The following is a 19,502-nucleotide window of genomic DNA, read 5'->3' on the forward strand; positions in this document are numbered from 1 at the left end:
TGTTGCGTGAAGCTTATTCGCCGATGGCGGCTTTGTAGCCGGCAGCGTCGAGCAGCTTTTCCAGGTCCGCAGCGTTATCTGGCTTGAGTTTGAAGATCCACGCGCCGTAAGGGTCGGAGTTCAGCAGTTCCGGCGAGGCGCTCAGTTCTTCGTTGACAGCGATCACTTCACCGGCAATCGGCGAATAAATGTCGGAAGCGGCTTTCACCGACTCCACCACACCGGCCTGATCTTCAGCTGCAAACTTGTTACCCACTTCCGTCAGCTCGACGAACACCACATCACCCAGCGCTTCCTGCGCGTGATCGCTGATGCCCACGGTGACGGTGCCATCGGCTTCCAGGCGCGCCCATTCATGACTTTCGGCAAAACGCAGTTCGGCTGGGATGTTGCTCATGCTCGGTGTCCTCAAGAAATTGTCAGCGGTCGTGCCCGCCGGAAAAGGTTAGATCAAGGTTTTGCCGTGACGGACGAAGGTCGGTTTGACCACTCGTACCGGATACCACTTGCCACGGATTTCCACTTCGGCGCGGTCGGCAGTCGCCATCGGCACACGCGCCAGGGCAATCGACTTGCTAAGCGTAGGAGAGAAACTACCACTGGTGATCTCTCCTTCGCCAACATCAGCGATACGAACCACCTGATGCGCACGCAAAACCCCGCGTTCCTCGAGCACCAGACCCACCAGTTTGTGCTGCACGCCGGCGGTTTTTTCCGCTTCCAGCGCATCGCGACCGATGAACCGACGCGTGGCCGGTTCCCAGGCGATGCTCCAGGCCATGTTCGAAGCCAGTGGCGAAACGTCTTGATGGATGTCTTGGCCGTAGAGGTTCATCCCGGCCTCCACCCGCAAGGTGTCGCGGGCACCGAGGCCGATGGGAGAAATGCCGGCGCCCACCAGATCGTTGAAAAATCCGGGGGCCTGATCGGCCGGCAGGGCGATTTCCAGACCGTCCTCACCGGTGTAGCCGGTCCGCGCAATGAACCAGTCGCCGTCGACGTGGCCTTCGAAAGGCTTGAGCATCTGGATCAGATTGGCGCGGGACTGGGTCACCAGCTCGGCAATCTTGTGCCGGGCATGGGGGCCTTGAATGGCGAGCATCGCCAGATCCGTACGCTCGTGCAGTTGCACGTCGTAGCCGGTGAGATGAGCCTGCATCCACGCCAGGTCCTGATCGCGGGTCGAGGCGTTGACCACCAGTCGGTAACCGTCCTCGAGACGGTAGACGATCATGTCGTCGACGATACCGCCGCGCTCGTTGAGCATGGTGCTGTACAACGCACGGCCGGGGCTGTGCAGGCGGTCGACGTCATTGGCCAGCAAATGCTGGAGCCAGGCCTTGGCCTGGTGGCCGGCGACATCGATCACGGTCATGTGGGATACATCGAACACCCCGCAATCGCGACGCACCTCGTGGTGCTCCTCGACCTGCGAGCCGTAATGCAGTGGCATGTCCCAACCGCCAAAATCGACCATCTTCGCGCCGAGGGCGAGATGCAGGTCATACAGAGGCGTACGCTGTCCCATGGGTTTCTCCTTCCGGGCGTGGCGAAGGTGCGGAGCGCTGCTGCACGGTTTGAAAGCCCCGTGGAAGAAGGCTTTCAGCCGATTTCAGCGACAGGGTCTGTCAGACGGACCGCACCGAATGCCGCGCATTGTAGCCGCATGATTCAGGACTGACGACTAAGTGTTTCTGTGGGCCGAGCGCCGGATCAGGCCGATGACCGGCAACAGGCCGACCAGAACCAGGGTCAGCGCCGGCAACGACGCCCTCGCCCATTCGCCTTCGCTGGTCATTTCGAAGATCCGCACGGCCAGCGTGTCCCAGCCAAACGGGCGCATCAGCAGGGTCGCGGGCATTTCCTTGAGTACATCGACGAACACCAGCAGCGCGGCGCTGAGCGTGCCGGGCAGCAGCAACGGCAGATACACTTTGAAAAACAGTCGCGGCCCACTGACACCCAGGCTACGTGCCGCTTCAGGCAAAGAGGGCCGTATACGCGCCAAGCTGTTTTCCAGCGGCCCGTAGGCCACCGCCACGAACCGCACCAGATAAGCCATCAGCAACGCCGCCAGACTGCCCAGCAGCAGCGGTTTGCCCGCACCGCCGAGCGAGCCGGAGAGTGGAATCACCAGCTCACGATCCAGATAACTGAATGCCAGCATGATCGACACCGCCAGCACCGAGCCCGGCAACGCGTAGCCGAGATTGGCCAGACTGACGCCGGAACGGATCGCCCGGGTCGGTGCCAGACGTCGGGCGAACGCCAGCAACATCGCCACGCTGACCGTAATCAACGCCGCCATGCCGCCCAGATACAGGGTGTGCAGAATCAGCCCGGCATAACGCTCATCCAGATCGAAACGACCGCGCTGCCAGAACCACACCAGCAGTTGCAGCACTGGGATGACAAACGCACAGGCGAACACCAGACCGCACCAGCCGGTCGCCGCCCAGGCCTTGGGCCCGCGCAGGTGATACAGCGCTTTGACCCGTGGCCGTTCATTACTTGCCCGGTTCGCGCCACGGGCGCGCCGCTCGCCGTACAGCACCAGCATCACCACCAGCAACAACAGGCTGGCCAGTTGCGCGGCGCTCGACAGGCTGAAGAAGCCATACCAGGTCTTGTAGATCGCCGTGGTGAACGTGTCGAAGTTGAACACCGACACTGCGCCGAAATCCGCCAGCGTTTCCATCAGTGCCAGCGCCACGCCAGCGCCGATGGCCGGTCGTGCCATCGGCAACGCTACGCGCCAGAATGCTTGCCACGGCGACTGGCCGAGCACTCGCGCGGCTTCCATCAATCCCTTGCCCTGCGCGAGAAACGCAGTGCGCGCCAGCAGGTAGACGTAGGGATAAAACACCAGCACCAACACCAGAATCACCCCACCGGTGGAGCGTACTCGCGGCAGACGCAGGCCGGTTCCGAACCATTCGCGCAACAGGCTTTGCACGGGACCGGCGAAGTCCAGCAGGCCGACGAACACGAACGCCAGCACATAGGCCGGGATCGCAAAGGGCAGCATCAACGCCCAGTCGAGCCAGCGCCGACCGGGGAATTCACAGAGGCTGGTGAGCCAGGCGAGGCTTACGCCCAACAGGGTCACACCGATGCCGACACCGAGCACCAGCGTCAGGGTGTTGCCCAGCAGGCGTGGCATCTGGGTTTCCCACAGGTGCGACCAGATCTGTTGGTCGATGGTCTGCCACGACAGCAGGAGGACGCTGAGGGGCAGCAGCACCAACGCGGCGATGGCGAAGACGATGGGGTACCAGCGACGCTGGGCGGGGTGGGCCAAGGAAAGACTCTCGTTAAATGATTGTGCCCACGCGTTGCGTGGGCACGTATCGTGTGACGCTGCGCGTCACGCTTGCGGCGATTCGACTCGCGACGTCAGTTCCAACCCGCCCGATCCATCATCCGGATCGCTTCAGCCTGACGCTTGCCCGCCACCTCAACCGGCAACGTATCGGCCACAAACTGCCCCCACGCCGCCACTTCTTCCGAAGGTTTCACCGCCGGATTCGCCGGGAACTCCTGGTTCACGTCAGCGAAGATCTTCTGCGCCTCAGGCGTGGTCATCCACTCGACCAGAGCCTTGGCCGCTTCCGGGTGTGGTGCATGTTTGGTCAGGCCGATGCCCGACAGGTTGACGTGCACACCGCGATCCGCCTGGTTCGGCCAGAACAGTTTCACCGGCAGATCCGGTTTCTGCTTGTGCAGGCGACCGTAGTAGTAGGTGTTGACGATGCCGACGTCGCACTGGCCGGCGTTGATCGCTTCCAGCACCGCAACGTCGTCGGAGAACACGTCGGTGGACAGGTTGTTGACCCAGCCCTTGAGGATCTTCTCGGTTTTCTCGGCACCGTGGACTTCGATCATGGTGGCGGTCAGCGACTGGTTGTAGACCTTCTTCGCCGTACGCAGGCACAGGCGGCCTTCCCAGTTCTTGTCGGCCAGTGCTTCGTAGGTGGTCAGCTCGCCCGGTTTCACCCGTGCGGTGGAATAGGCGATGGTTCGCGCACGCAGGCTCAGACCTGTCCAGGCGTGGGTGGACGAGCGGTATTGCAGGGGAATGTTGGCGTCGATGGTTTTCGAGGTGAACGGCTGGAGAATGCCCATCTGCTCGGCCTGCCAGAGGTTGCCGGCATCGACGGTCAGCAGCAGGTCGGCGGTGGCGTTCTCGCCTTCGGCCTTGATCCGCTGCATCAGCGGCGCTTCCTTGTCGGTGATGAACTTGATCTTCACCCCGGTCTTGGCGGTGTAGGCATCGAACACCGGCTTGATCAGTTCATCGATACGCGACGAGTAGACCACCACCTCATCGGCGGCCTGGGCGGCGGTGCTGCCAATCAGGGTCAGGGCCAGTGCGGTCAGAAGACGCTTGGGTGCCAACATGGGAGTGATCTCTCGGTCGGGAAAAGTGGCCCAAATGATAAGGACTCACATTTACCAGCTCAATCGAACACTTTCCCAAGGAGTTACCAGATGTTGCACGACATTCGTCAGGCCTTGGCGAGGGCCGGCAAGTCCCCGGTCAGCCCCAACGCTTCACGCACAAACAGCGCTTTGGCCTCGGGCATCTGCTCGACGATTTTCAGTCCGGTGTTGCGCAACCAGCGCAGCGGCAGCGGATCGGCCTGGAACAAGCGCTCGAAGCCTTCCATCGCGGCCATCAGCGCCAGGTTATGCGGCATGCGCCGGCGCTCGTAGCGGCTCAGCACTTTCACGTCCGCCAGGCGTTCGCCGCGCTCGTTCGCTTGCAGCAGCACTTCGGCCAGTACAGCGGCGTCGAGGAAACCGAGGTTCACGCCCTGCCCCGCCAACGGGTGGATGGTGTGCGCGGCATCGCCGATCAACGCTAGGCCTTCGGCCACGTAGCGCTTGGCGTGGCGCTGTCGCAGCGGCACGCACAGACGCGGGTCGGCGCTGATGACGTCGCCGAGGCAACCTTCGAAGGCGCGCTCCAGCTCACGGCAGAAATCCGCTTCATCCAGCGCCATCAACCGTTCGGCTTCGCTCGGCGTGGTCGACCAGACGATCGAGCACCAGTCCTGCTGACCATCACGCTCCAGCGGCAGAAACGCCAGCGGTCCGTGATCGGTGAAACGCTGCCACGCCGTCATGCGGTGCGGTTTGCTGCTGCGCACGCTGGTGACGATAGCGTGGTGCAGATAATCCCACTCGCGGGTGGCGACACCGGTCAGACGGCGCACGGCAGAGTTGGCGCCGTCCGCCGCGATCACCAGCGGCGCGCGCAGGGTGCGGCCGTCGGCCAGGGTCAGCAGCCAGTCGTCACCGGAGCGGCGCATCTGCTCCAGCCGCGCATTGGGCAGCAGGCCCAGGTCGCAATCGTGCAAACGGTCGAGCAAGGCATCCTGCACCACGCGGTTTTCGACAATGTGGCCGAGTACATCGGCGTGCACGCTGCTGGCTGAGAAGTGAATCTGCCCGGTGCCACTGCCGTCCCAGACATGCATGTCGGTGTACGGGCTGCTGCGTCGGTTGACGATGCCGTCCCACACGCCGAGGCGATCGAGGATCCGCTGGCTGGCTGCCGACAACGCGCTGACTCGCGGCTCGAACGGCGCGTCGCCATTGAAGGGTTTGACGCTCAACGGGCTGCCGTCGAGCAGCAGGACTTCCAGCCCGCTGTTCTGCAACGCCAGCGCCAGGGCGCTGCCGACCATTCCGGCTCCGACAATCAGCAGATCTGCGCGCATTTCCATGCTTTAAGCCTGTCTCGCTTGCGGCTTGAGCCGCACGTAAAGGGTTTTACCGACCCGCGCCACCAGGTTGCCGGCGCCGTCATGAATGTCGACCTGCAGCTGCGGCAGGTATTTCTCGCCACTGGCGGTTTGCCGACGGATCTCGTCGAGCAGGGTGTCGTCGATGTTGAACCGGGCGAACACCGGGCCTTTGCCCGGCGCAATGAAGTCAATGTCGGCAGCCTTGTCCCAGACGATGTACCGCGAGCCGAGGTTTTCCATGAGCATCAACATGAAGAACGGGTCGACCATCGAATACAGACTGCCGCCAAACTGGGTGCCGACGTAATTGCGGTTGTACCAGCCCAGGCCCATCGAGACCTGGATGTCACGAAAGTCATCGCTGATGTGCTTCACCCGGACACCGGCGCCGAAATACGGAGGGTAGAACGTCATGATCCAGCGCATCAGTCGCGCCTTGCCAAACTGTTTGATCAGCCACTCACGCATCCGGCCGCGTCCCCAGCCCCATGGCCTGACGGGCGAACCAGCGTTTGGCCGGTGGCAGCAGATCGAGGCCGAGCAGGCCGATGTTGCGGCCCAGCGACACCAATGGCTGGGTGCTGCCGAACAGGCGCGTGACCTGATCGGAGAAACCGACGGTGAGGTCCTGATCGAGGCGCTGGCGCTCGCGATAGGCCTGCAACGTGGCGAAATCCCCCAGCGGTTTGTCGCTGGCCAGCAGCGCGGCGGCCAACGCATCGGCATCGCGCAGGGACAGGTTGAAACCCTGCCCGGCAATCGGGTGCAGGCTGTGGGCGGCGTTGCCGAGGACGGCCAGATGCGAGCGCACCTGCTCTTCGGCCTCCACCAGCGACAGCGGATACAGATGTCGCGCGCCAACTTGTTTCAACGTACCGAGACGGTAGCCGAACACACCTTGCAGCTCGCTGAGGAAATCACGTTCGCTCAGGTCGGCCAGCCGTTGCGCGTCCATACCCAGACGGGTCCAGACCAGCGCGCAGCGGTTTTCCGGCAGCGGCAGCAGCGCCATTGGGCCTTCGTCGGTGAAGCGCTCGAACGCCATGCCGTTGTGCGCTTCGCTCGGCGTGATGTTGGCGATCAGCGCGCTCTGGTTGTACGGGCGCTTGCGCACGTTGATGCCCAGTTGCTCGCGCAGACCGGAACGACCGCCATCGGCGAGCACCGCCAGATCGCACTCGACCGTGGTTTCATCGTTGAGGGTCAGGCGATAGCCGTCGGGCAACGGTTCCATGTGGGTGACTTCTGCCGGACAACGCCAGCTGATCACCTCTTTGTCGAGGTGCTGCCACAGGCACTGGCCGAGCCAGGCGTTTTCCACCACGTAACCGAGCGCCGGGACGCCCTCTTCCATCGCCGACAGTCGGGCGGTGGAGAAACGACCACGGTCGGACACGTGAATCTGCTTGATCGGCTCGGCGCGGCGGGAGATTTCCTGCCACACGCCCAGCCGTTGATAGATCTGCCGCGAGCCGAAAGACAGCGCCGACGAACGGGCGTCGTAACTTGGCTGCCATGTGTCGCCGGGGGCGAACGGTTCGATCAGCACGATCTTCCAGCCACGGGCCTTGGCCCCGGCCTGCAAGGCCAACGCCAGACTGGCGCCGACCAGACCGCCACCGATGATTGCCAGATTGACCCGACTCATGCCGCGCAGGTCCGTGCTTGCGCCATCAGGGCTTCGATCTCGGCGACGGTTTTCGGCACGCCGTGGGTCAAAATTTCACAACCGCTCTTGGTCACTACCACGTCGTCCTCGATGCGCACGCCAATGCCGCGCCATTTCTTCGCTACGTTCTGATTGTCCGGGGCGATGTAGATGCCCGGCTCCACGGTCAGCGCCATGCCGACTTCCAGCACCCGCCATTCGCCGCCGACCTTGTATTCGCCGACGTCATGCACATCCATCCCGAGCCAGTGGCCGGCGCGGTGCATGTAAAACGCCTTGTAGGCCTCGGACGCGATCAACTCGTCCACCTCACCTTGCAACAGCCCCAGCTTCACCAGCCCGGTGGTGATGACCCGAACCGTCGCTTCGTGCGCCTGGTTCCAGTGCTTGTTCGGGGCGATTTCGGCGAACGCCGCTTCCTGCGAGGCCAACACCAATTCGTAGATCGCTTTCTGCTCGGCCGAAAACTTGCCGTTGACCGGCCAGGTGCGGGTGATGTCGCTGGCGTAGCAGTCGATTTCGCAACCGGCGTCGATCAGCACCAGGTCACCGTCCTTGAGCAACGCGTCATTCTGCTGGTAATGCAGGATGCAACTGTTGCGCCCGGCGGCGACGATCGAACCATAGGCCGGCATCTTCGCCCCGCCCTTGCGGAACTCGTAATCGAGTTCGGCTTCGAGGCTGTACTCGTACAGCCCGGCGCGGCTGGCCTGCATCGCCCGGATGTGGGCCTGGGCGGAAATCCGCGCCGCTTCGCGCATCACTTTCACTTCTGCCGCCGATTTATACAGGCGCATGTCGTGCAGCAGGTGATCCAGGGCAACGAATTCGTTCGGCGGCTGGGCGCCGAGGTGCGCCTTGGAGCGGATCACGTTGATCCAGTCCATCAGGTGGCGGTCGAATTCCGGGTTGCTGCCCATGGCCGAATACACCCGGTCGCGGCCCTCGATCAGGCCCGGCAGGATGTCGTCGATGTCAGTGATGGGGAAGGCGTCGTCGGCGCCAAAATCGCGAATCGCGCCTTCCTGGCCGGCGCGCAGGCCATCCCAGAGTTCCCGTTCGGCATTGCGTTCACGGCAGAACAGCACGTATTCGCCATGTTCGCGACCAGGCATCAAGACGATGACCGCCTGTGGCTCGGGGAAACCGCTCAGGTACTGGAAGTCGCTGTCCTGACGGTAGACGTGCTCGACGTCACGGTTGCGAATGGCAACCGCAGCGGCGGGCAGGATGGCGATGCTGTTGGGTTCCATCTGCGCCATCAGCGCCTTGCGGCGACGGCTGTATTCCGCTTTCGGGATATGGATCATGGGCAGATGGCTTTCCCTGGCACGCGATCAGTGCAGCGACGGCTTGGCGGCTGGCGGCACGTCGGTTTTCTTGGTTTCGGAGAACAGCAGCAGCGGCGCTACACGCAGGTACTCCATGACTTCCATGTAGTCGCTTTCGCCGTCTTCGGACTCTTCCAGGGCGTCTTGCACCTGGGAGATCGCCGCCAGATCCTGCAACACTTCGGTGGCCTCGGTGCTCAGCATGCTGCTGTCGCGGCAGTTCAGGCCGAAACCGGTGAGGAAGCCCTGGCACCATTCACCCAGCGCGGCAGCGCGCTCGGCCAGTGGCGCGTCATCGTTCGGCAGCAGCAGAACCACGGTGACGTCGTCGCCGGTGAGCTCGCTCTTGACCATTTCCTGAAGACCGATCAGCGCGGCACGAACGTTGTCCTGCGGCTCGCCTTCGAGCAGCTCGGCGGCATCGATCAGCCATTCGTCTGCATTGAAGCCGGCGCCGGCGCAACTGCGGCCCAGCAACAGGCCGTGCAGTTCGGCAGGCGAAACGGAGTGACCGCTGGAATTCAGCAGGGTGGCAAAGCCTTGGTACGGGGAATTCTGAATGGGCATGGGCAGCTAGGCGCCAGACGGCGCTATGTCTAGAATGAAGGCCTTGTATCCTACATCGACAGACTCGCCAAGACCATTAAAGGCTGTCCGCCAGCCAAACCCATCAGACCGAATCAGTGGACACAATGGAAGACACCGACCTGCAAGCGCTGATGGCCAGACTCGAACTGCTGATTACTCGGGTCGAGCAACTAAAGAGTCAAAACGCACTCTTACAAGCTCAGGAAAAGACCTGGCGCGAGGAACGCGCTCACCTCATTGAAAAAAACGAAATCGCCCGGCGTAAGGTCGAATCGATGATTTCGCGCCTCAAGGCCCTGGAGCAAGACTCATGAGTTCAAGCAATAGCGTTACCGTGCAGATCCTCGACAAAGAATATTCGATCATCTGCCCGCAGGAAGAACGCAGCAATCTGGTCAGTGCCGCGCGTTACCTGGACGGCAAGATGCGCGAGATCCGCAGCAGCGGCAAAGTCATCGGCGCCGATCGCATCGCCGTGATGGCCGCGCTGAACATCACCCACGATCTCTTGCACAAAGAAGAGCGTCCGGACATCCAGGCCAGCGGCTCGACCCGTGAACAGGTGCGAGACTTGCTCGATCGTGTCGATCTGGCGCTGGCCGACGATCCGGACATCAGCAAGGGCTGATTCGCCAGGCGGCTTGAGGTATACTCGCCGCACTCCCTGGGGTGCTTGCCAGTTGACGATGTCCCTGAGCCGATTTGCACTACCCTGGGGGTTGCACGTTGGGCTGGTGTGCATGTCCGCCAGACGGAAAGCCTTAAAGCCTACTGCATCCTCCACCTTGAACTCTCGGGTTCAAGGGCTAAGTCGACAGCGGCTCATCCGGGGAGCCTGATTCGAATCCGATGCCGGTGCATGCCGGCATCGGATTTTTTATGCGTACGTTTTCGTCCCCATCCTGCCGAAGCCGAACCATGACCGAACCCGCGCTGCTGCCCCGCCCCCAACTGCGCCGCCTGCTGCGCAAGGCCCGCCGCTCCCTGACGCCGAGCCAGCAACGCCAGGCCGCCGAAGGTCTGTACAAACAGCTCGCGCAGGACCCGCAATTTCGCCGGGCCAAACACATTTCTCTGTACCTGCCCACCGACGGTGAAATCGACCCGCGCCTGTTGCTGCGCGCCGCCCAGCGTCGAGGCAAGAAAACCTATCTGCCGGTGCTGAGCGCCTGGCCGCGGACGAAAATGGTCTTTCAGCAGATTCGGCCCGGCGAAAAGCTGCGGCCCAATCGCTTCCGTATTCTTGAGCCCCGGGTCAATGTCGCCCGTCAGCGCAAGATCTGGGCACTGGATCTGGTGTTGTTGCCACTGGTGGGGTTTGACGATGTCGGCGGGCGCCTGGGGATGGGCGGCGGATTCTACGACCGCAGCCTGGCTTATCTGGCCCGACGCCAGAACTGGCGCAAGCCGACGCTGTTGGGCCTGGCCCATGAATGTCAGAAAGTCGAACGATTGGCGCAGGCCAGTTGGGATGTACCGTTGCAGGGAACGGTGACCGACAAGGCGTGGTATTTCGCAGGGTAGACGCCGCGAGGGATTCAGCGGCGTCGGAAAAACGGTGTCAGCGTTTGAACGCTGTCGACTGCTGTACTTGTTGCGCCACTTCAATCGGAGCATCGGCCTTGTTGGCCCACAGACTTTGCGCATAACCGGTGGTCACGACGCCAAGACCGAACAAAATCACCAAAGTCCACAGCAAATCCGGTTTGCGTTTCATCGATTGCCCCCCTCAAGGCACATCATCACGATGACAGCAGCGGTTTCCATTCGTAGGCCGTGCAGCAGCGTCAAGCTTTAAAGGCCGGCATTTTGCGACAACGTGAACCTCTGCGCAAATGCTGGCGTCAACCGACTGTCGGTTTGTCATAAAATTGCCCGACAACCTGCCCAATGACCGTTTCAGGAGCACACACCATGGCCTATTGGCTGATGAAATCCGAGCCCGACGAACTTTCGATCAAGGGTCTGGAAAAACTCGGCAAAGCGCGCTGGGACGGGGTGCGCAACTATCAGGCGCGCAATTTCCTGCGGGCCATGACGGTGGGGGATGAGTTCTTTTTCTATCACTCCAGCTGCCCGGAGCCGGGCATTGCCGGAATCGGCAAGATTATCGAGGCGGCCTACCCCGACCCGACGGCACTCGAGCCCGAGAGCCACTACTACGATCCGAAAGCCACGCCGGAGAAAAACGCCTGGAGTGCGATCGATGTCGCCCATGTCGAGACGTTTGCCCGGGTATTGAAGCTGGATTACCTGAAACAGCAGACCGCCCTGGCCGAAATGCCACTGGTGCAGAAGGGTTCGCGGCTGTCGGTGATGCCGGTGACGGCCGAGCAGTGGGCGGCGGTCATCGCGTTGCGCTAATGCGCCTGTGCAGGAGCCGGCAAACCGGCTCATGCACATTCCAGTCTTATTGAATGATCAGGTTGTTGAACAACAGATCCTCGACCACCGGCTTGCCGGTCTCGTCATTCATCACTTGCTGGGTCTGCTTCAAGGCTTCCTGACGCAGTTTTTCCTTGCCTTCGATGCTGCCCATCGCATCGGTGGTCTGCTGGGTGAACAGCGCCACCAACTGATTGCGGATCAGCGGCTCGTTGGCCTTGACCAGTTTGGTCGCCTCGTCACCGGTCACCCGCAACGCCACGTCGGCCTTGTAGACCTTGAGCTTCGGCGTGCCGTCCAGCCCGTAGTTGCCCACGAACGGCGGGCTCAAGGTGATGTAGTTGACCTTCGGCGCCTCGCCTTCTTTGGCTTCTTCGGCCAGCGCTGCCACAGGCAGAGACAGGGCCAGCAACAACATGATCCACGCTTTCACAATTCGCTCCTTATCCGGTTTGCGGCCTAGCATAACGACCCGCCGCGCAAGCACAAGCTTATGGCGGACTATCAGGGCCGGGCATGCTCGTTGACCCGTTGACTGCCACACCTACACTTATCGGCCATCACTCCCAAAGGAATAGCCCTGATGAAAGCCGTGCTGTGCAAAGCCTTCGGCCCTGCCGAATCGCTGGTGCTGGAAGACGTCGCCAGTCCTGTCGCCAAGAAGAATGAAATCCTGCTGGACGTGCACGCCGCCGGGGTCAACTTCCCGGACACGCTGATCATCGAGGGCAAGTACCAGTTCAAGCCGCCCTTCCCGTTTTCCCCGGGTGGTGAAGCCTCCGGCGTGGTCAGTTCGGTAGGTGAGAAAGTCAGTCACTTGAAGGTCGGTGACCGGGTCATGGCCCTGACCGGTTGGGGCAGCTTCGCCGAGCAGGTCGCCGTGCCGGGCTATAACGTGTTGCCGATTCCGCCGTCGATGGACTTCAACACCGCCGCCGCGTTCAGCATGACCTACGGCACTTCGATGCACGCGCTCAAGCAACGCGGCAACCTGCAACCGGGTGAAACACTGCTGGTACTCGGCGCTTCCGGCGGCGTTGGCCTGGCTGCCGTGGAGATCGGCAAAGCCATGGGCGCCCGGGTGATCGCGGCCGCCAGCAGCGCCGAGAAGCTTGCCGTGGCCAAGGCCGCCGGTGCCGACGAATTGATCAACTACAGCGAAACCAGCCTCAAGGACGAAATCAAGCGCCTGACCGACGGCCAGGGCGCCGACGTGATCTACGACCCGGTCGGCGGCGACCTGTTCGACCAGGCCATCCGCGCCATCGCCTGGAATGGCCGCCTGCTGGTGGTCGGCTTCGCCAGCGGACGCATCCCCGAACTGCCGGTCAACCTTGCGTTACTCAAGGGCGCGGCCGTGCTCGGCGTGTTCTGGGGCTCCTTCGCCCAGCGCCAGCCACAGGATAACGCAGCGAACTTCCAGCAACTGTTCGGCTGGTTTGCCGAGGGTAAGTTGAAACCGCTGGTGTCGCAGGTGTATCCGCTGAGCGAGGCGGCGCAGGCGATCAATGATCTCGGGCAGCGCAAGGCTGTTGGCAAGGTTGTGGTGCAGGTGCGCTGAAGCACCTCAGAGCCGTCATCTGTTGCCGGGAGGATCCTCAGCATCGCCCGGCAACAGATGCTCCTGAACCTTCCGGCTGCGGGCCTTGATGAGGTGGCCCTCTTCATCGAAGCGCAGAACGATCAACCAGTCGTAGACTTCGTCCGGCCATTTTTTCTGACCCATCAGGGCAGTGCTGTCGCCGCCGAACGCTTGAATCAGGTGGTTGATATGGCCGTGATGCCAGGCGATCAGGATCGTCGGCGCCTGATTGCTCTTGCGCAGCAGCTTGACCAGTTCGTGGGCATCGTTATTGATGTAAGGCTGTTCGACAGACAGACCCAGGCGTTCGGCCAGCGGGGTCAACGTCAGGCGTGACCGGGAACTCACCGGGCTGTCGCCAGCGGCAATCAGTCGCTCCGGAGTCAGTGTCTGGCCATCCAGCTTCAACGGATTGAAATAGTCCACATAGGCTTGAGCCCGTTGCTCGCCACGGGCATTGAGTACTGTCCCCTCAGTCGGCTTTTCCGCATGGCGGATAATCAGCACCGTGGCATTGCGCAAACCGGACTGGGCAGGGTGATCGGCGTAAATCAATGTCAGCACCGCAACGACAATGACCGTCGCTGCCAATAATCGGCGCATCAGCATGCGAACCTTCAAAGCCATCATTCATCTCTGTTGATCAGTCGGGCGACGGATCGCGAGTCTAAGCCACCCCATGTTCACAAGTGGTGAAAACGCCCTGTTCTTACAGCAGAGCGACAGGTTCGTAAAAGAACGTGCGACTTCCAACATTTTCCGCTGTTTTGCCGATGCGAACCGGTGCTATTTTCGGTAACGAAACTGTAACATTCGCATCCGCAGTCAAAACAAGAAATTTGGAGCTCTTGAATGTTTGCTTTCTTTCGACCTGCCGCACATCAGGCTCCATTGCCTGAAGAAAAAATAGACAGTACTTACCGACGCCTGCGTTGGCAGATCTTCGCCGGTATCTTCTTTGGCTACGCGGGTTACTACCTGCTGCGCAAAAACTTCTCCCTGGCCATGCCGTACCTGATCGACGAGGGTTATACCCGTGGCGAGCTGGGTCTGGCGATGTCGGCCATCGCAATCGCCTACGGTCTTTCCAAGTTCCTGATGGGCCTGGTCTCCGACCGCTCCAACCCGCGCTACTTCCTGCCATTCGGCCTGCTGGTTTCGGCGGGGGTGATGTTCATTTTCGGTTTCGCGCCATGGGCAACGTCCAGCGTGACCATGATGTTCATCCTGCTGTTCATCAACGGCTGGGCCCAGGGCATGGGCTGGCCGCCGAGCGGACGGACCATGGTGCACTGGTGGTCACAGAAGGAACGCGGTGGCGTGGTGTCCGTGTGGAACGTGGCGCACAACGTCGGTGGCGGTCTGATCGGCCCGCTGTTCCTGATCGGCATGGGCCTGTTCAACGACTGGCATTCGGCATTCTACGTGCCGGCGGCGGTAGCCCTGGCGGTGGCGGCGTTTGCCTTCATCACCATGCGTGACACCCCGCAATCGGTCGGCCTGCCGCCGATCGAGAAGTACAAGAACGATTACCCGGAAGGCTACGACGCCAGCCACGAAGACGAATTCAGCGCCAAGGAAATCTTCGTCAAATACGTGCTGCGCAACAAAATGCTCTGGTACATCGCCCTGGCCAACGTCTTCGTCTACCTGTTGCGCTACGGCGTACTGGACTGGGCGCCGACCTACCTCAAGGAAGCCAAGCACTTCGACGTCGACAAGACTTCGTGGGCCTACTTCTTCTACGAGTGGGCGGGTATTCCGGGCACGCTACTGTGCGGCTGGATGTCGGACAAGATCTTCCGTGGCAACCGCGGCCTGACCGGCATGGTGTTCATGGCCCTGGTGACCGTGGCGACCCTGGTTTACTGGCTGAACCCGGCCGGCAACCCGACCGTCGACATGATCGCGCTGTTCTCGATCGGCTTCCTGATCTACGGCCCGGTAATGCTGATCGGCCTGCAGGCGCTGGAGCTGGCACCGAAGAAAGCCGCCGGCACTGCGGCGGGCTTCACCGGCCTGTTCGGTTATCTGGGTGGTTCGGTCGCGGCCAGTGCAGCGATGGGCTACACCGTGGACCACTTCGGTTGGGATGGCGGTTTCGTGCTGCTGGTGGGCGCTTGCCTGCTGTCGATGGCCTTCCTGGCGCCGACCCTGTGGCACAAGCAAGTCGCCAGTCAGAGCCGCGAAGCAGTCGCCTGATCGGCTTTTGACTTACAGCGCTTGAGCCGCGCCTCCAGATTCCGGTCTGGCATGGCGTGGCTGCGCAGGGCGTGAGCGGTCTGCTCGACATAATCGCGAGTCGTGCCGTAACGCCCGCAAGCGCTTTCGAACACCTGGCTCAGCACATGATCCGGCAGATTGCCGGCATAGCTGGGCAGGTGTCGTTCCAAGACAAATCCCAACGCCTGTACCTGGCTGCCATCTTCAAGACGGCAGTTGAGCCAGTGTGGGCGATAGGACGGGAACGGCATCTCGCGTTTCCACAGCGCATACAGCGCACTGTCGAGGTTGTCTTCCGGCAACCGATAGGCGAAACCGCTGCACGAGCCGCCGCGATCCAGACCGAACACCAGCCCCGGCATTTCCGGTGTGCCGCGATGTTCGTGAGACCACAAGTACAAACCGCGATGGTAGCCATGCACCCGCCCGCGCACCCGCTCCACCGCCGAACATTCCGGCCGCCAGATCAACGAACCATACGCGAACAACCACACCGGCCCACCCTTGTGGCGTGCCATGGTCGATTGCATGGAAGCGAGAAGTTGTTCGTGAGTCAGCTGCGGCCCCAGGTCGAGCCGCGGAGGGTAAGCCAGATTCAGAAAAGCAGATTCAATGGCTGTCATGACGGAAGTATTCGGCCCCGCAAGTATTACAAGATGTAAGCACAATTCGCTTGATAGAACATATAGCAGTAACTGTAAAACGAAAAGTGCTAAAGGATGTATGACACCTTTGATAGCGCTAATTCGCGGTTATCCGCGAGGGCTACCTTGTTTGATATAGCCTAATACCATTGCGCAGATATCTTAAATACCCGAATGAAATATCGATAAGCCTTCGCTTCGTTCAGGTTTCGTTCATGAAGTCCCGGGATTTTTCCTACTAAAATTTCGGACTTCCCATATTTACCGTCGCTGAACGCCTACGTACAACGGCTTTCCTCTGGCGCAAGCCAACCCGTTCAACCGAGGCTGCACGATGAACACACCAAGGCTTTTGGCCGCACTTTTATTGATTCAGACCGGCCAGGCACTGGCCGCCGATGATTCGCAAGAGGACAAGGGTTTCTGGCATGCACAGACCAGTGTCTATACCAAACATTACTCACCCGACCCCGAACACAATAATCATCAGGACTTGATCGGCATTGAACGCAATCAGGCTTCCGGCTGGGTATTTGGCGGGGCAACTTTCCGCAACTCGTTCCGCCAGCGCTCCAATTACGCCTATGCCGGCAAACGCTTCGACAGTGCCGATTATCCGGTGTACGTGAAACTCACCGGCGGATTACTGCAGGGTTATCGGGGTGACTACAAGGACAAGATCCCGCTCAATCACTTCGGCGTTGCACCGGTGATCATCCCGTCCGTCGGCACCCATTACGGCCCGCTGGCCGCCGAGCTGGTCTTTCTCGGCGCCAACGCGGCCATGGTGACGACGGGCGTGCGGTTCTAGGAAGGCTCAGCCGAGGGCTCAGTCGCGCGGCTCAAGAGCGCGGCGCATATGCAAACACATCGGCGCGCATCTGGTGGGCGTCCATCCCGGCTTCCACCAGCGCATCCAGCGTGCCGTAGACCATCGCCGGCGAACCACTGGCATAGACGTGCAAGGGTTTCAGATCCGGAAAGTCCTCGCACACCGCCTCATGCAACATCCCGCAGCGCCCTTCCCAGCCGCACTGGTCGCTGACGACTTTGTGCAGGAACAGGTTGGGCAGCTTCAGCCATTCGTCCCAATGTTCGATTTCATAGAAATCTTCCGGACGACGCACGCCCCAGTACAAATGCACCGGATGTTTGAAGCCGTTGGCCCGGCAATGTTCGATCAGGCTGTGAATCTGGCCCATGCCGGTGCCGGCGGCGATCAGCACCAGCGGCCCGTCCGGCAATTCCGCGAGGTGGGTGTCACCGAACGGCAGCTCGACCCGCACCATCGAATTGCGCTGCAGTTGCTCGATCAGGCTCAGGGCACTGGCTTCACGCGCCAGTACGTGGATTTCCAGGTCTCGCCCGCCGTGGGGCGCCGAGGCCATGGAAAAGGCTGACTTCTCGCCGCTCTCGCGCTCGATCATCAGGTACTGGCCCGCGTGATAACGCGGCGGCTTGCCGGCCGGCGCCCGCAGGCGCACGCGCCAGGTATCGCCACCGACGTCCCGGCATTCGATGACCTGACACGACAGGCTGCGCACCGGCAGTTCTCCCAGCGCGAGCACGCCATCCCACAGCAGGATGCAGTCTTCCAGCGGCTCCGCTATGCAAGTGTAGAACTCGCCGTGGTCATGCACCTTGCCGGCCTGTTCGACCCGGCCTTCCACCAGCAGCGCTGCGCACACGTGACAATTGCCGTTGCGGCAGCTTTGCGGGCATTCGTAGCCCAGGCGCCGCGCACCATCGAGAATCCGCTCTCCGGGCCGTATCTCGAGCACCGCTCCGGAGGGCTGCAGGGTTACACGCATCAATCTATTCCTAACTGATTCCAGATGGCATCGATCCGTTGGGTGACGGCATCATCCTTGACGATGACGCGGCCCCACTCGCGAGTGGTTTCGCCCGGCCACTTGTGAGTGGCATCCAGGCCCATCTTCGAGCCGAGCCCCGACACCGGTGAGGCGAAGTCGAGGTAGTCGATCGGCGTGTTGTCGATCATCACCGTGTCGCGCTTGGGGTCCATGCGCGTGGTGATGGCCCAGATCACGTCGTTCCAGTCCCGCGCGTTGATATCGTCGTCGGTGACGATAACGAACTTGGTGTACATGAACTGTCGCAAAAACGACCAGACACCCAGCATCACGCGCTTGGCGTGGCCCGGATACGACTTCTTCATCGTCACCACGGCCATGCGGTACGAGCAGCCTTCCGGCGGCAGGTAGAAGTCGGTGATCTCCGGGAACTGCTTCTGCAGGATCGGCACGAACACTTCGTTCAACGCCACGCCGAGGATCGCCGGCTCATCCGGTGGACGGCCGGTGTAGGTGCTGTGGTAGATCGGTCTGATCCGGTGGGTGATGCGCTCGACGGTAAACACCGGGAAGCTGTCGACTTCGTTGTAGTAACCGGTGTGGTCGCCGTACGGGCCTTCGTCGGCCATCTCGCCCGGATGGATCACGCCTTCAAGGATGATTTCGGCCGTGGCCGGCACTTGCAGGTCGTTGCCACGGCACTTCACCAATTCCGTGCGGCTATCGCGCAACAGGCCGGCGAAGGCGTATTCGGAGAGGCTGTCCGGCACCGGGGTGACGGCGCCGAGAATGGTTGCAGGATCCGCGCCGAGGGCCACGGACACCGGGAATGGCTGGCCCGGATGCTTCTCGCACCACTCACGGAAGTCCAGCGCGCCGCCACGGTGGCTGAGCCAGCGCATGATGACCTTGTTGCGGCCGATCACTTGCTGACGGTAGATGCCGAGGTTCTGCCGATCCTTGTTAGGACCTTTGGTGACGGTCAGGCCCCAGGTAATCAGCGGCGCCACGTCGCCCGGCCAGCAGGTCTGCACCGGCAGCATCGCCAAGTCGACGTCATCACCTTCGATGACCACTTCCTGGCACGGGGCGTCTTTGACGACTTTCGGCGCCATCGCGATGATCTTGCGGAAGATCGGCAGCTTCGACCACGCGTCCTTCAAGCCCTTCGGCGGCTCCGGCTCCTTGAGGAACGCCAGCAGCTTGCCGATTTCGCGCAGCTCGCTGACCGACTCGGCGCCCATGCCCATGGCGACCCGCTCGGGCGTGCCGAACAGGTTGCCGAGCACCGGAATGTCATAGCCGGTCGGTTTCTCGAACAGCAGCGCCGGGCCCTTGGCCCGCAGTGTGCGGTCGCACACTTCGGTCATCTCCAGCACCGGCGAGACGGGAATCTGGATGCGTTTCAACTCTCCGCGCTGCTCAAGCTGCTGCACGAAATCCCGAAGATCCTTGAATTTCATTGACGATGGCACCCTCAAAATAGGCGTACATCCTACCTGCTATGCCGGTC

22 protein-coding genes and 1 other RNA gene are annotated in these 19,502 nt (G+C 61.6%); 8 read left to right on the top strand and 15 right to left on the bottom strand.

What is annotated here, in order from left to right; genetic code table 11:
* Nucleotides 1-13: 13 nt before the first annotated feature.
* From gcvH to IF199_RS28795, 9 genes are all read right to left on the bottom strand, one after another.
* Nucleotides 14-397: a glycine cleavage system protein GcvH gene (gene gcvH, locus IF199_RS28755; protein ID WP_192559250.1), complete on the bottom strand. Its 384-nt coding sequence runs from the start codon at nt 395-397 to the stop codon at nt 14-16.
* A gap of 48 nt (nt 398-445) precedes the next feature.
* On the bottom strand, nt 446-1,528 hold the full coding sequence (gcvT, locus tag IF199_RS28760; RefSeq protein WP_192559251.1) for a glycine cleavage system aminomethyltransferase GcvT: 1,083 nt from the start codon (nt 1,526-1,528) through the stop codon (nt 446-448).
* Nucleotides 1,529-1,684: 156 nt separating this feature from the next.
* On the bottom strand, nt 1,685-3,301 hold the full coding sequence (locus IF199_RS28765; protein ID WP_192559252.1) for an ABC transporter permease: 1,617 nt from the start codon (nt 3,299-3,301) through the stop codon (nt 1,685-1,687).
* A gap of 95 nt (nt 3,302-3,396) precedes the next feature.
* Complete coding sequence (locus IF199_RS28770) at nt 3,397-4,401, bottom strand: extracellular solute-binding protein (RefSeq protein ID WP_192559253.1); 1,005 nt, start codon at nt 4,399-4,401, stop codon at nt 3,397-3,399.
* 107 nt (nt 4,402-4,508) lie between these two features.
* The gene (locus tag IF199_RS28775) at nt 4,509-5,726 is read right to left on the bottom strand and encodes a 2-octaprenyl-3-methyl-6-methoxy-1,4-benzoquinol hydroxylase (protein ID WP_176504800.1); all 1,218 of its coding nucleotides are present in this window, start codon (nt 5,724-5,726) and stop codon (nt 4,509-4,511) included.
* Nucleotides 5,727-5,735: 9 nt separating this feature from the next.
* The gene (locus IF199_RS28780; RefSeq protein WP_119429272.1) at nt 5,736-6,221 is read right to left on the bottom strand and encodes a DUF4442 domain-containing protein; all 486 of its coding nucleotides are present in this window, start codon (nt 6,219-6,221) and stop codon (nt 5,736-5,738) included.
* Nucleotides 6,214-7,401 carry a 2-octaprenyl-6-methoxyphenyl hydroxylase gene (gene ubiH / locus IF199_RS28785; protein ID WP_192559254.1) on the bottom strand — a complete coding sequence of 396 codons (1,188 nt, stop codon included), beginning with the start codon at nt 7,399-7,401 and terminating at the stop codon, nt 6,214-6,216. Before ubiH ends, IF199_RS28780 begins: the two co-directional genes overlap by 8 nt.
* Entirely contained in the window at nt 7,398-8,732 is a 1,335-nt protein-coding gene (gene pepP, locus IF199_RS28790; protein WP_192559255.1) for a Xaa-Pro aminopeptidase, read from the bottom strand. The genes ubiH and pepP overlap by 4 nt, the downstream gene beginning before the upstream one ends.
* 27 nt (nt 8,733-8,759) lie before the next feature.
* Complete coding sequence (locus IF199_RS28795; protein ID WP_192559256.1) at nt 8,760-9,320, bottom strand: YecA/YgfB family protein; 561 nt, start codon at nt 9,318-9,320, stop codon at nt 8,760-8,762.
* Nucleotides 9,321-9,445: 125 nt separating this feature from the next.
* Between IF199_RS28795 and IF199_RS28800 the strand changes: the two genes are divergently transcribed.
* From IF199_RS28800 to IF199_RS28815, 4 genes are all read left to right on the top strand, one after another.
* On the top strand, nt 9,446-9,655 hold the full coding sequence (locus IF199_RS28800) for a TIGR02449 family protein (RefSeq protein WP_096817418.1): 210 nt from the start codon (nt 9,446-9,448) through the stop codon (nt 9,653-9,655).
* Entirely contained in the window at nt 9,652-9,969 is a 318-nt protein-coding gene (locus IF199_RS28805; protein ID WP_096817416.1) for a cell division protein ZapA, read from the top strand. Before IF199_RS28800 ends, IF199_RS28805 begins: the two co-directional genes overlap by 4 nt.
* Before the next feature lie 30 nt (nt 9,970-9,999).
* Nucleotides 10,000-10,178: non-coding RNA, 6S RNA (ssrS, locus tag IF199_RS28810), on the top strand.
* 81 nt (nt 10,179-10,259) lie between these two features.
* On the top strand, nt 10,260-10,865 hold the full coding sequence (locus tag IF199_RS28815) for a 5-formyltetrahydrofolate cyclo-ligase (protein WP_192559257.1): 606 nt from the start codon (nt 10,260-10,262) through the stop codon (nt 10,863-10,865).
* Nucleotides 10,866-10,902: 37 nt separating this feature from the next.
* Here the strand turns inward: IF199_RS28815 and IF199_RS28820 are convergent, their stop codons facing one another.
* The gene (locus IF199_RS28820) at nt 10,903-11,058 is read right to left on the bottom strand and encodes a hypothetical protein (RefSeq protein ID WP_007911192.1); all 156 of its coding nucleotides are present in this window, start codon (nt 11,056-11,058) and stop codon (nt 10,903-10,905) included.
* 197 nt (nt 11,059-11,255) lie between these two features.
* Here IF199_RS28820 and IF199_RS28825 point away from each other — a divergent pair, with 197 nt between their 5' ends.
* On the top strand, nt 11,256-11,705 hold the full coding sequence (locus IF199_RS28825; RefSeq protein ID WP_192559258.1) for an EVE domain-containing protein: 450 nt from the start codon (nt 11,256-11,258) through the stop codon (nt 11,703-11,705).
* Between the two features lie 46 nt (nt 11,706-11,751).
* Here the strand turns inward: IF199_RS28825 and IF199_RS28830 are convergent, their stop codons facing one another.
* Nucleotides 11,752-12,159: a flagellar basal body-associated protein FliL gene (locus IF199_RS28830; RefSeq protein ID WP_065259922.1), complete on the bottom strand. Its 408-nt coding sequence runs from the start codon at nt 12,157-12,159 to the stop codon at nt 11,752-11,754.
* Between the two features lie 150 nt (nt 12,160-12,309).
* Here IF199_RS28830 and IF199_RS28835 point away from each other — a divergent pair, with 150 nt between their 5' ends.
* The gene (locus tag IF199_RS28835) at nt 12,310-13,287 is read left to right on the top strand and encodes an NADPH:quinone oxidoreductase family protein (RefSeq protein ID WP_096817411.1); all 978 of its coding nucleotides are present in this window, start codon (nt 12,310-12,312) and stop codon (nt 13,285-13,287) included.
* 15 nt (nt 13,288-13,302) lie between these two features.
* Here IF199_RS28835 and IF199_RS28840 read toward each other — a convergent pair whose 3' ends face one another.
* Entirely contained in the window at nt 13,303-13,935 is a 633-nt protein-coding gene (locus IF199_RS28840) for a flagellar basal body-associated protein FliL (RefSeq protein ID WP_192561017.1), read from the bottom strand.
* A 225-nt stretch (nt 13,936-14,160) separates the two neighbouring features.
* On the opposite strand from IF199_RS28840, the gene glpT reads away from it, so the two are divergent.
* Nucleotides 14,161-15,510 (top strand): glycerol-3-phosphate transporter, encoded by a 1,350-nt coding sequence (glpT, locus tag IF199_RS28845; protein ID WP_096817403.1) that lies wholly within the window; start codon nt 14,161-14,163, stop codon nt 15,508-15,510.
* On the opposite strand, the gene IF199_RS28850 is transcribed toward glpT, so the two are convergent.
* The gene (locus tag IF199_RS28850) at nt 15,486-16,154 is read right to left on the bottom strand and encodes a gamma-glutamylcyclotransferase (RefSeq protein ID WP_085708964.1); all 669 of its coding nucleotides are present in this window, start codon (nt 16,152-16,154) and stop codon (nt 15,486-15,488) included. The genes glpT and IF199_RS28850 overlap by 25 nt on opposite strands.
* A gap of 355 nt (nt 16,155-16,509) precedes the next feature.
* On the opposite strand from IF199_RS28850, the gene IF199_RS28855 reads away from it, so the two are divergent.
* Nucleotides 16,510-16,986 carry a sn-glycerol-3-phosphate transporter gene (locus tag IF199_RS28855; RefSeq protein ID WP_192559259.1) on the top strand — a complete coding sequence of 159 codons (477 nt, stop codon included), beginning with the start codon at nt 16,510-16,512 and terminating at the stop codon, nt 16,984-16,986.
* 31 nt (nt 16,987-17,017) lie between these two features.
* Here IF199_RS28855 and IF199_RS28860 read toward each other — a convergent pair whose 3' ends face one another.
* A complete protein-coding gene (locus IF199_RS28860) occupies nt 17,018-17,986 on the bottom strand; it encodes a CDP-6-deoxy-delta-3,4-glucoseen reductase (protein ID WP_192559260.1) in 969 nt (322 codons plus the stop codon).
* The gene (ubiD, locus tag IF199_RS28865) at nt 17,986-19,452 is read right to left on the bottom strand and encodes a 4-hydroxy-3-polyprenylbenzoate decarboxylase (protein ID WP_192559261.1); all 1,467 of its coding nucleotides are present in this window, start codon (nt 19,450-19,452) and stop codon (nt 17,986-17,988) included. Before ubiD ends, IF199_RS28860 begins: the two co-directional genes overlap by 1 nt.
* Nucleotides 19,453-19,502 lie beyond the last annotated feature (50 nt).

The sequence above is a fragment of the Pseudomonas allokribbensis genome (assembly GCF_014863605.1).
In the GTDB taxonomy this organism is placed as follows: Bacteria; Pseudomonadota; Gammaproteobacteria; order Pseudomonadales; family Pseudomonadaceae; genus Aquipseudomonas; species Aquipseudomonas allokribbensis.